Genomic DNA, 11,401 nt, shown 5'->3' on the forward strand with positions numbered 1-11,401 from the left:
TCAGCCGCGCATCGCCCAACGCTGACGCAGCCACTCCAGGTCTTCAGGACGGGTGACCTTGATGTTGTCGTTGCGCCCTTCGATCAAACGTGGCGCCTGCCCGGACCATTCGATGGCCGAAGCCTCGTCGGTAATCGCAACATCCGCCACCAGGCTGTCGGCCAGCGCCCGATGCAGGGCGCCGAGGCGGAACATTTGTGGCGTGTAGGCCTGCCAGATGGTGCTGCGGTCGACCGTCGCACTGACGCGGCCATCGGCGTCGGCGCGCTTGAGGGTGTCACGGGCCGGCACCGCGAGCAGGCCGCCCACCGGGTCATCCGCCAGTTCCAGCAGCAGCCGGTCCAGGTCGGAGCGAGCCAGGTTCGGCCGCGCGGCGTCATGCACAAGCACCCAATCGCTGTCGGACGCGCCCTGGGCATGCAGTAACAACAAGGCATTGAGCACCGAGTCGGCGCGCTCGCGCCCACCCGCGGCCCGCTGGATACGCGGGTCGCCGGCACACGACAGGTCGGGCCAGAAAGGATCGTCAGCGGCAAGGCTGACCACCACCCCTTTCACACAGGGATGGTCGAGAAAACAGTTGAGGCTGTGTTCGAGAATCGTAAGTCCGCCCAGTTGCAGGTACTGCTTCGGCCGATCGGCGGCCATTCGCGCACCCACGCCGGCGGCGGGGATCACTGCCCAGAAGACAGGCAGGGAAGAGTTCATTGGGCCAACTGGTAGAGGGTTTCGCCCTCCTTGACCATGCCCAGCTCGTGGCGAGCCCGCTCTTCGACGGTTTCCATACCTTTTTTCAACTCCAGAACTTCCGCGTCGAGCACGCGGTTGCGCTCCAGCAAACGTTCGTTTTCGGCGTGCTGGTCGGCGATCTGCTGTTGCAGCTCAGCCACCTGGGCCAGGCTGCCATTGCCCACCCACAAGCGATACTGCAAGCCACCGAGCAGTGCGAGAAGGACGAGGAACAACCAATAAGGACTACGCATCAGGACATCCAGTGGCTAAAGACCGCATCTGCGAAGGGCTGATGGCACGAAGCCTGGCCGAAGCCAGGCTTTGTGATTCAAACGCTCGCAGCGCCTGCGCAGCACCGGTCAGGACGACCATGGCGCAACGCAGTGCTGTCTTTTTACCATCTATCGCTTAGCCGCGAAACTCGGCGCGACCACGGTACACCGCCTTGGCGCCCAATTGCTCTTCGATACGCAGCAGTTGGTTGTACTTGGAAACGCGGTCGGAACGGCACAGCGAACCGGTCTTGATCTGACCAGCAGCAGTACCCACGGCCAGGTCGGCGATGGTGGAATCTTCGGTTTCGCCCGAACGGTGCGAGATCACCGCGGTGTAACCGGCAGCCTTGGCCATCTGGATGGCTTCCAGGGTTTCGGTCAGCGAGCCGATCTGGTTGAACTTGATCAGGATGGAGTTACCGATGTTCTTGTCGATACCTTCCTTCAGGATCTTGGTGTTGGTAACGAACAGGTCGTCGCCCACCAGCTGTACTTTCTCGCCGATCTTGTCGGTGAGGATCTTCCAGCCAGCCCAGTCGGACTCGTCCAGACCGTCTTCGATGGAGATGATCGGGAAGCGTTCGGTCAGGCCTTTCAGGTAGTCGGCGAAACCTTCGGCGTCGAAGGACTTGCCTTCGCCGGACAGGTTGTACTTGCCGTCTTCGTAGAATTCGCTGGCAGCGCAGTCCAGCGCCAGGGTCACATCGGTGCCCAGCTTGTAGCCAGCGTTGGCTACGGCTTCAGCGATGGCGCCCAGGGCGTCTTCGTTGGAGGCCAGGTTAGGCGCGAAACCACCTTCGTCACCCACGGCAGTGTTCAGGCCACGGGCCTTCAGCACGGCTTTGAGGTGATGGAAGATTTCGGTGCCCATGCGCAGGCCGTCAGAGAAGGTCTTGGCGCCAACTGGCTGGACCATGAACTCCTGGATGTCGACGTTGTTATCGGCGTGCTCGCCACCGTTGATGATGTTCATCATCGGAACCGGCATGGAGTACTGGCCTGGGGTGCCGTTCAGGTTGGCGATGTGCGCGTACAGCGGCAGATCCTGATCCTGGGCGGCGGCTTTGGCGGCAGCCAGGGAGACGGCCAGGATGGCGTTGGCGCCCAGCTTGGCTTTGTTCTCGGTACCGTCCAGATCGATCATGGCGCGGTCCAGAGCTTTCTGGTCAACAGGATCCTTGCCCAGCAGCAGGTCGCGGATCGGGCCGTTGATGTTGGCGACGGCTTTCAGCACGCCCTTGCCCAGGTAACGGCTCTTGTCGCCATCACGCAGTTCCAGTGCCTCACGGGAACCGGTGGAAGCACCGGACGGCGCGCAAGCGCTGCCAATGATGCCGTTGTCGAGCAGGACGTCTGCTTCCACGGTAGGGTTGCCCCGAGAATCGAGAACTTCACGACCTTTGATGTCGACGATCTTTGCCATTGTTGTAAGCACTCCAGAATTGACGAAAACAACGCAGCTTGAAAAATCCGCTCTTTCGCAGGCACGGGGCACGGGCAGGCCTGTCGCGGAGAAAACCCCTGACCCAAGGGCCAGGGGTTGAACGGGCGGTACTTTACCGGAGAAACGAGCGTTATGCGGTTTCTACTGTCGGAAAACTCTTGACCAAGTCATCCAGTTGCTTGAGCTGGGCCAGGAAAGGCTCCAGTTTGTCGAGGCGCAGGGCGCAAGGACCATCGCACTTGGCGTTGTCCGGGTCCGGGTGAGCCTCCAGGAACAGGCCGGCCAGGCCCTGACTCAGGCCGGCACGGGCCAGCTCGGTCACCTGGGCGCGACGACCGCCAGCAGAATCGGCGCGACCGCCCGGCATCTGCAGGGCATGGGTCACATCGAAGAACACCGGGTATTCGAACTGCTTCATGATGCCGAAGCCGAGCATGTCCACTACCAGGTTGTTGTAGCCGAAGCTGGAACCGCGTTCGCAGAGGATCAACTGATCATTACCGGCCTCTTCGCACTTGGTCAGGATGTGTTTCATCTCCTGGGGCGCGAGGAACTGGGCTTTCTTGATGTTGATCACCGCGCCGGTCTTGGCCATCGCGACAACCAGGTCGGTCTGGCGCGACAGGAAGGCCGGCAACTGGATGATGTCGCAGACATCGGCGACAGCCTGTGCCTGATGAGGCTCGTGCACGTCGGTGATGACCGGCACGCCGAAGGTCTTCTTCACTTCCTCGAAGATCCGCATGCCTTCTTCAAGGCCCGGACCACGGTAGGAATTGATCGACGAACGGTTGGCCTTGTCGAAGCTGGCCTTGAACACGTAGGGGATACCGAGTTTCTCGGTAACCCGCACGTACTCTTCGCAGACCTTCAGGGCCAGATCACGGGATTCCAGTACGTTCATGCCGCCGAACAGGACGAACGGCTTGTCGTTGGCGATCTCGATGTTACCGACGCGAATGATCTTCTGGGTCATGGATCAGGCCTTGTTCTTCTGAGCCAGAGCCGCCTTGACGAAGCCGCTGAACAGCGGATGGCCGTCACGCGGGGTCGAGGTGAACTCAGGGTGGAACTGGCAAGCGACGAACCATGGGTGATCTTGGGACTCGACCACTTCAACCAGCGCGCCGTCGCCGGAACGACCGGAAACCTTCAGGCCGGCTTCAACCAGCTTCGGCAGCAGGTTGTTGTTCACTTCGTAACGGTGGCGGTGACGCTCGACGATCACGTCCTTGGCGTAGCAATCGTGAACCTTGGAACCGCTCTCCAGCTGGCATTCCTGAGCACCCAGACGCATGGTGCCGCCCAGGTCGGAAGCCTCGGTGCGGGTTTCCACGGCGCCGGTGGAATCTTCCCACTCGGTGATCAGGCCGACGACCGGGTGGCCGCTGTTGCGGTCGAATTCGGTGGAGTTGGCGTCTTTCCAGCCCATGACGTTACGAGCGAACTCGATGACCGCCACTTGCATGCCGAGGCAGATACCCAGGTACGGGATCTTGTTCTCGCGAGCGTACTGAACGGCAGTGATCTTGCCTTCGACACCGCGCAGACCGAAGCCGCCCGGGACCAGGATGGCATCGACGCCCTCCAGCAGGCCGGTACCCTGGTTCTCGATGTCTTCGGAGTCGATATAGCGCAGGTTGACCTTGGTGCGGTTCTGGATACCGGCGTGGCTCATCGCTTCGATCAGCGACTTGTACGCATCAAGCAGCTCCATGTACTTGCCGACCATCGCGATGGTGACTTCGTGCTCTGGATTGAGCTTGGCATCGACGACCTTTTCCCACTCGGACAGGTCGGCGCCATTGCATTGCAGGCCGAAGCGCTCGACGACGAAGTCGTCCAGGCCCTGGGCGTGCAGCACGGCAGGAATCTTGTAGATGGTGTCGACGTCTTCCAGGGAGATCACCGCACGCTCTTCAACGTTGGTGAACAGCGCGATCTTGCGACGGGAAGAGACATCGACCGGATGGTCGGAACGGCAGATCAGCACGTCAGGCTGCAGGCCGATGGAACGCAGTTCCTTGACCGAGTGCTGGGTTGGCTTGGTCTTGGTCTCGCCAGCGGTGGCGATGTACGGAACCAGCGTCAGGTGCATCAGCATCGCGCGCTTGGAGCCGACTTCGACCCGCAGTTGGCGAATGGCTTCGAGGAACGGTTGCGACTCGATATCACCCACGGTGCCGCCGATCTCGACCAGGGCCACGTCGGCATCGCCGGCGCCCTTGATGATGCGACGCTTGATTTCGTCGGTGATATGCGGAATGACCTGGATGGTGGCGCCCAGGTAATCACCACGACGCTCCTTGCGCAGCACGTGCTCGTAGATACGGCCGGTGGTGAAGTTGTTGTTCTGGGTCATGGTCGTGCGGATGAACCGCTCGTAGTGGCCCAGGTCCAGGTCGGTTTCGGCGCCGTCGTGGGTGACGAACACTTCACCGTGCTGGAACGGGCTCATGGTGCCCGGGTCGACGTTGATGTACGGGTCCAGCTTGAGCATGGTGACCTTGAGCCCCCGCGCCTCCAGGATGGCCGCCAATGAAGCCGAGGCAATGCCTTTCCCCAATGAAGAAACAACACCGCCCGTGACGAATATGTAGCGCGTCATGAAAAACCCTAGAAGTCTGCGTTAAAGCGGTCTGCGCCGCCGGGGAAAGCGAAGGAAGGCCGAAGCCCCCGATCACCTGCGTCAATTACAGTGCATCCGAAAATACTGCCGCGCCTGTACAGACCGGGGTTGAAAAGCCCGGTACTAAGCTCGCTACACATTTTGAGAATCGCCCAGCAAAAAACTGCTTGGTAATCGGCAACTCCAGTGACTCGAAACGATGTCACAGAAGCTGTATCAAGAAGGGAGCGTAGTCTACCGGAATGTCCCTTTCATCTCAAACCTTGCTCGCTCGTCGGCGCACGCCACGTCAGTTGCAAATCGCCATCAGCCAGCCCTGGCAGATTAGCCACGGCCACCAGACGCTCCCCCGCGAACAGCAATGGCAGGCGCCCGCGGACAAAGGACGGGACATGCCGCTCGTTGAGCAAGCGCTTCAGATCGCGACGGCCGCGCCCCGCCAATTCAAGGGTTTCGCCGCCACGGCGATAACCAATACGCAGGGTTTGTGACAGAGAACTACCGCTCAGGCTGACGCTGCCGTTATCGGGCAACGGCAATGGCTCCAGAAGCTCCGTCCAGGGTGCGGGCTCACTCAAAGGCACAAGCCAGTTACCACTCAGCCAGTAAATCCGCTCGCCCGCTCGATGCAATTCGCCATCGGTCAGTCGCCACACCGGCGAGGCATCGACGCGGGCGTCGCGCAAATCATCCCAGCCGGCCCAATGGTCGCTGTCCGGCAAACGCGTGTACGGCGCCAGCCAGTATTGCAGGGCATTACGCTGACGAGCCGCAGACAACCGCGCCAGACTGCGCAGATCCAGCGAAGGCAGTTCAAGCCAGGGAAATTCATCACCCTCCCGAGCGCAGGCAAGATCCTGCTGCGCCAATTCATCGAGCAGTTCCCGCGCCTCAGTCAGATGCGCGGCCGTGCGCGCCAGGCTGCGATGCGCTTGCGGCCAGCGCGCGGTCAACGCGGGGAGGACTTGGTGACGCAGATAGTTGCGAGAAAACCGTGCATCGCGATTCGACGGGTCCTCGATCCATTGCAGGCCCTGCTCCGTCGCGTACGCCAGCAACTGATCATGGGAAATGTCCAGTAGAGGCCGGACCAGTTCCCCCGCCCCCAGCCGTCTTTGCACCGGCATCGCCGACAAGCCGCGCACCCCTGCACCGCGAAGCAAGCGCAGCAGCAGGGTTTCCGCCTGATCATCACGATGCTGGCCGGTCAACAAGACGTCGCCAGCACCCAAGACCTCGATGAAGGCCGAATAGCGGGCATTACGCGCCGACTGCTCAAGGCTCGCACCCTCCTCCACCTGCACATGACAGACCTGCAACTCGATACCCAGCGAATCACAAAGCCGCTGGCAGTGCGCCGGCCAAGCGTCGGCCGCCACCTGCAAACCGTGGTGAACATGAAGGGCGCGGAGAACGGGAAGATCATGACGGCGCTTGAGCTCCGCCAACAGGTGCAGCAGGACGCTGGAATCCAGGCCACCGGAAAGGCCCACGCACCACGACCGCGCACTGCGCCACGGCGCAAGACGTGAAAGCAGCCGGGAGGCGAGATCAGTCATGGCGGCCAGCCCTCAAATGAAAACGCGGGACGGGCCCGCTCCACCTAGTGGAAGCGTACCCGCCCCGCGTTCAGATGCCACGATGGCGTCAGATCAGAGCCCGTAGCTCATCAGGCGATCATAGCGACGCTTGAGCAGCGCTTCGTTGTCGAATTTCTTCAGCATGTCCAGTTGCTGGGTCAATTCGCCGCGAATCGATGCGGCCATGGTGGCCGGATCACGGTGCGCACCACCCAGTGGCTCGCCAATGACCTTGTCGACGATACCCAGGCCTTTCAGACGCTCGGCAGTGATGCCCATGGCTTCAGCGGCATCGGAGGCTTTCTCGGCGGTTTTCCAGAGAATCGAGGCGCAACCTTCCGGCGAGATCACCGCGTAGGTCGAGTACTGCAGCATGTTCAGTTGGTCGCAGACGCCGATCGCCAGCGCACCACCCGAACCACCTTCGCCGATAACGGTCGCGATGATCGGGGTTTTCAGGCGTGCCATGACGCGCAGGTTCCAGGCGATTGCCTCGCTCTGGTTGCGCTCTTCGGCGTCGATGCCCGGATAGGCGCCCGGGGTGTCGATGAAGGTCAGGATCGGCATCTTGAAGCGTTCGGCCATTTCCATCAGACGGCAGGCCTTGCGGTAGCCTTCCGGACGCGGCATGCCGAAGTTACGGCGAACCTTCTCGCGGACTTCGCGGCCCTTCTGGTGACCGATGACCATTACCGGACGGTCTTCCAGGCGGGCAATACCGCCGACGATCGCGGCGTCGTCGGAGAAGTGACGGTCGCCGTGCAGTTCGTCGAACTCGGTGAAGATGTGCTCGATGTAATCGAGGGTGTACGGCCGGCGCGGGTGACGCGCCAGGCGGGCGATCTGCCAGCTGGTCAGGTTGCCGAAGATGCTCTCGGTCAGCGCGCTGCTTTTGTCTTGCAGGCGGCCAATCTCGTCGCCGATGTTCAGCGAGTTGTCATTGCCGACCAGGCGCAGCTCTTCGATCTTGGCTTGCAGGTCAGCAATCGGCTGTTCGAAATCCAGAAAATTCGGGTTCATAGGCATCCGTCTAGGGTCGACGGCCAGGCGGCCGGCCGGTTGATCCGTTTGGCGCCCTACCTTAAGGGATCAGGCGCATTCAGGTCGAGATTAAAAATTCATCGATAGTGCAAAAAGACGTTCTCACGCCCGAACTGGTCACGCAGGGCTTGAATCAAGCCATCAGCCGGGTCTATACGCCAGTTCTCGCCGAACTGCAGCAAGGCTTTCGCGTCGCTGCCGGTGTACTCCATGCTGATCGGGCAGGCCCCGCGATGACGCTTGAACAAGTCGCCGAGCCAGGCCAGACGGTCGCCCTTGAGCGCCTCGGCGTGGATCTTGAGACGCAGGCTGTCGGCCAGGTTGGTGCGCGCATCTTCCATGCTCATCACCCGCTTGACCCGCAGACGCAGACCGCCCGAGAAATCATCGTTGCTGACTTCGCCCTCGATCACCACCATGGCGTCGGTCTGCAACAGCGACTGCGCGGCCATGAAGGCATCGGCGAACAGCGACGCCTCGATACGCCCCGAGCGGTCGTCGAGGGTGACGAAGCCCATCTTGTCGCCCTTCTTGTTCTTCATGACCCGCAGGGCAATGATCATCCCCGCGACGGTCTGGGTATCGCGCGCCGGCTTCAGGTCGATGATGCGCTGACGGGCGAAGCGGCGGATTTCGCCTTCGTATTCGTCGATCGGGTGGCCGGTCAGGTACAGGCCGAGGGTGTCTTTTTCGCCGCGCAGGCGCTCCTTGAGTGTTAGCTCACGAGCCGCACGGTGCTTGGCATACACGTCGACATCCGCCTCGTCGAACAGCCCGCCAAACAAGTCGGCATGCCCGCTGTCATGCGTGCGTGCGGTCTGCTCGGCAGACTTGATCGCTTCTTCCATGGACGCGAGCAACACAGCGCGGTTGAGGTCGACGTTGGCCTGATAGGCTTTGATCTCGTCGTGGAAGTAAGGACCGAGACGGTCCAGCGCACCGCTGCGCACCAGCGCGTCGAGGGTCCGCTTGTTGATCCGCTTGAGGTCGACGCGGTGGCAGAAATCGAACAGGTCCTTGAACGGCGCCTCGGCGCGCGCCTCGACGATCGCCTCCACTGGCCCCTCGCCGACGCCCTTGATCGCGCCAAGGCCATACACGATACGGCCGTCGTCGTTGACGGTGAACTTGAAATCCGAGGAGTTCACGTCCGGCGCGTCCAGGCGCAGCTTCATGCTGCGCACTTCCTCGATCAGCGTCACGACCTTGTCGGTGTTGTGCATATCCGCCGACAGTACCGCAGCCATGAAGGCCGCCGGGTGGTGCGTCTTGAGCCAGGCGGTCTGGTAGGAAACCAGGCCATAGGCGGCGGAGTGGGATTTGTTGAAGCCGTAGCCCGCGAACTTCTCCACGAGGTCGAAGATGTTACCCGCCAGGTTGCCGTCGATGCCGTTATCCGCGCAGCCCTCGATGAAACCGCCGCGCTGCTTGGCCATTTCCTCGGGCTTCTTTTTACCCATGGCGCGACGCAGCATGTCCGCACCGCCGAGGGTGTAGCCGGCCATGACCTGGGCAATCTGCATCACCTGTTCCTGATACAGGATGATGCCGTAGGTCGGTGCCAGAACCGGCTTCAGACCTTCGTACTGGTAATCGGGGTGCGGGTAGGCCAGTTCCGCGCGACCGTGCTTGCGGTTGATGAAGTCGTCAACCATGCCCGATTGCAGCGGGCCGGGACGGAACAGTGCCACCAGTGCGATAAGGTCTTCGAGGCAGTCGGGCTTGAGCTTCTTGATCAGCTCCTTCATGCCCCGCGATTCAAGCTGGAACACCGCAGTGGTTTCAGCTTTCTGCAGCAGGTCGTAGGTGCGCTTGTCGTCGAGCGGGATGAAATCGATGTTGAGGTCTGGCAGACCTTCCTTGGCTTGCTCGCGGTTGATGGTCTCCATCGCCCACTTGATGATCGTCAGCGTACGCAGGCCGAGGAAGTCGAACTTCACCAGACCCGCGGCTTCGACGTCATCCTTGTCGAACTGGGTAATCAGGCCGCCGCCTTCTTCGTCGCAGGCGATCGGCGAAAAATCGGTCAGTTTGGTCGGTGCGATAACCACACCACCGGCGTGCTTGCCGGTACCCCGGGTGACCCCCTCCAGCTTGAGGGCCATGTCCCAGATTTCCTTGGCGTCTTCATCGACCTTGAGGAAATCGCGGAGAATTTCTTCCTGTTCGTAGGCCTTTTCCAAGGTCATGCCGACTTCGAACGGAATCATCTTCGACAGCCGGTCGGCCAGGCCGTAGGACTTGCCTTGGACCCGCGCCACGTCACGCACCACCGCCTTGGCCGCCATGGTGCCGAACGTGATGATCTGGCTTACCGCGTTGCGGCCGTAGGCTTCGGCAACGTACTCGATCACACGGTCGCGACCGTCCATGCAGAAGTCGACGTCGAAGTCGGGCATGGAAACCCGTTCCGGGTTGAGGAAACGTTCGAACAGCAGGTCATACGCCAGCGGGTCGAGGTCGGTGATCTTCAGCACGTAGGCCACCAGCGAGCCGGCACCCGAACCCCGGCCCGGGCCAACCGGCACGCCGTTGTTCTTGGCCCACTTGATGAAGTCCATAACGATCAGGAAGTAACCGGGGAATCCCATCTGGATGATGATGTCCAGCTCGAACTTGAGCCGGTCCAGGTAGGTCTGGCGTTTCTCTTCGTAATTCGGCGTGGTTTCTTTCGGCCAGAGCACCGCCAGGCGCTCTTCCAGACCCTCGTGGGAGACGTGTCGCAGGTAATCGTCGATGCCCATGCCGTTGGGCGTCGGGAAGTCCGGCAGGAAGTATTTGCCCAACTGCACTTCGATATTGCAGCGCTTGGCAATCTCGACGGTGTTTTCCAGCGCCTCGGGCAAGTCACTGAACAGCTCGGCCATTTCCTCGGCGCTTTTCAGGTATTGCTGATCGCTGTAGTTACGCGAGCGACGCGGATCGTCCAGCGCCCGGCCCTCGCCGATGCACACGCGGGTTTCGTGGGCGTCGTAGTCGGTCTGCTTGATGAAGCGGACATCGTTGGTGGCCACCAGCGGTGCACCCAGGCGATCAGCCAGTTCGACGGCAGCATGCAGGTATTCTTCGTCGCCGGCGCGGTTGGTACGTTGCACCTCGACGTAGAAGCGATCGGGGAACATCGCCATCCAGTCCCGCAGCAGCGCTTCGGCGTCCACCGCGTTACCAGCCAGCAAGGCCATGCCGATGTCACCTTCCTTGGCCGCGGACAGAGCAATCAGCCCCTCGGAGGCGGCAGCAATCCACTTGCGCTGGATAATCACCAGGCCATTGCGCTGGCCCTCGACCCAACCACGGGAAATCAATTCGGTGAGATTGCGATAGCCCTGGGCATTCATCGCCAGGAAGCAGATGCGCGACAGCGGCGCATCGGGGTCGTCGTTGGCCAGCCACAGGTCGGCACCGCAGATCGGCTTGATCCCGGCCCCCATCGCGGTTTTGTAGAACTTGACCAGCGAGCACATGTTGCTCTGGTCAGTCACCGCCACCGCCGGCATGTTCATCGCGGTCAGGGCCTTGGCCAGCGGCTTGATCCGTACCAGGCCGTCGACCAGCGAGAATTCGGTGTGCAGGCGAAGATGAACGAATGAAACCGACATGATGGTCCTATAGCAGCGCAAAACGACAAGGCCCGGATTGTACCGGGCCTCGATCAAAACAACAGCCGGGGGATTCTGATCCTGACTGAAGGTGGGGCCGA

8 protein-coding genes are annotated in these 11,401 nt (G+C 61.4%); all 8 read right to left on the reverse strand.

The features are described 5' to 3' along the window. Entirely contained in the window at window positions 1-708 is a 708-nt protein-coding gene (gene ispD / locus CKW37_RS03580) for a 2-C-methyl-D-erythritol 4-phosphate cytidylyltransferase (protein ID WP_095154064.1), read from the reverse strand. Continuing rightward, the gene (gene ftsB / locus CKW37_RS03585) at window positions 705-983 is read right to left on the reverse strand and encodes a cell division protein FtsB (RefSeq protein WP_095154065.1); all 279 of its coding nucleotides are present in this window, start codon (window positions 981-983) and stop codon (window positions 705-707) included. Before ftsB ends, ispD begins: the two co-directional genes overlap by 4 nt. A 157-nt stretch (window positions 984-1,140) precedes the next feature. Continuing rightward, window positions 1,141-2,430, reverse strand: a complete 1,290-nt coding sequence (gene eno, locus CKW37_RS03590; protein WP_095154066.1) for a phosphopyruvate hydratase — start codon at window positions 2,428-2,430, stop codon at window positions 1,141-1,143. A 151-nt stretch (window positions 2,431-2,581) separates the two neighbouring features. Beyond that, window positions 2,582-3,427, reverse strand: a complete 846-nt coding sequence (kdsA, locus tag CKW37_RS03595) for a 3-deoxy-8-phosphooctulonate synthase (RefSeq protein ID WP_095154067.1) — start codon at window positions 3,425-3,427, stop codon at window positions 2,582-2,584. Between the two features lie 3 nt (window positions 3,428-3,430). Beyond that, the gene (locus CKW37_RS03600) at window positions 3,431-5,059 is read right to left on the reverse strand and encodes a CTP synthase (RefSeq protein ID WP_095154068.1); all 1,629 of its coding nucleotides are present in this window, start codon (window positions 5,057-5,059) and stop codon (window positions 3,431-3,433) included. 272 nt (window positions 5,060-5,331) lie between these two features. Continuing rightward, window positions 5,332-6,639, reverse strand: a complete 1,308-nt coding sequence (gene tilS, locus CKW37_RS03605; RefSeq protein WP_095154069.1) for a tRNA lysidine(34) synthetase TilS — start codon at window positions 6,637-6,639, stop codon at window positions 5,332-5,334. Window positions 6,640-6,732: 93 nt separating this feature from the next. Then, a complete protein-coding gene (locus CKW37_RS03610; RefSeq protein WP_095154070.1) occupies window positions 6,733-7,680 on the reverse strand; it encodes an acetyl-CoA carboxylase carboxyltransferase subunit alpha in 948 nt (315 codons plus the stop codon). Between the two features lie 98 nt (window positions 7,681-7,778). Then, window positions 7,779-11,300, reverse strand: coding sequence for a DNA polymerase III subunit alpha (dnaE, locus tag CKW37_RS03615; protein ID WP_095154071.1), 3,522 nt, complete (start codon window positions 11,298-11,300; stop codon window positions 7,779-7,781). Window positions 11,301-11,401 lie beyond the last annotated feature (101 nt).

Source organism: Pseudomonas sp. Irchel 3E13, from assembly GCF_900187455.1.
In the GTDB taxonomy this organism is placed as follows: domain Bacteria; phylum Pseudomonadota; class Gammaproteobacteria; order Pseudomonadales; family Pseudomonadaceae; genus Aquipseudomonas.

What these genes read in the sequence shown, in the direction of transcription:
- ispD (WP_095154064.1), bottom strand. Translation starts at nt 708, where the DNA reads ATGAACTCTTCCCTGCCTGTCTTCTGGGCAGTGATCCCCGCCGCCGGC.
- ftsB (WP_095154065.1), bottom strand. Translation starts at nt 983, where the DNA reads ATGCGTAGTCCTTATTGGTTGTTCCTCGTCCTTCTCGCACTGCTCGGT.
- eno (WP_095154066.1), bottom strand. Translation starts at nt 2,430, where the DNA reads ATGGCAAAGATCGTCGACATCAAAGGTCGTGAAGTTCTCGATTCTCGG.
- kdsA (WP_095154067.1), bottom strand. Translation starts at nt 3,427, where the DNA reads ATGACCCAGAAGATCATTCGCGTCGGTAACATCGAGATCGCCAACGAC.
- CKW37_RS03600 (WP_095154068.1), bottom strand. Translation starts at nt 5,059, where the DNA reads ATGACGCGCTACATATTCGTCACGGGCGGTGTTGTTTCTTCATTGGGG.
- tilS (WP_095154069.1), bottom strand. Translation starts at nt 6,639, where the DNA reads ATGACTGATCTCGCCTCCCGGCTGCTTTCACGTCTTGCGCCGTGGCGC.
- CKW37_RS03610 (WP_095154070.1), bottom strand. Translation starts at nt 7,680, where the DNA reads ATGAACCCGAATTTTCTGGATTTCGAACAGCCGATTGCTGACCTGCAA.
- dnaE (WP_095154071.1), bottom strand. Translation starts at nt 11,300, where the DNA reads ATGTCGGTTTCATTCGTTCATCTTCGCCTGCACACCGAATTCTCGCTG.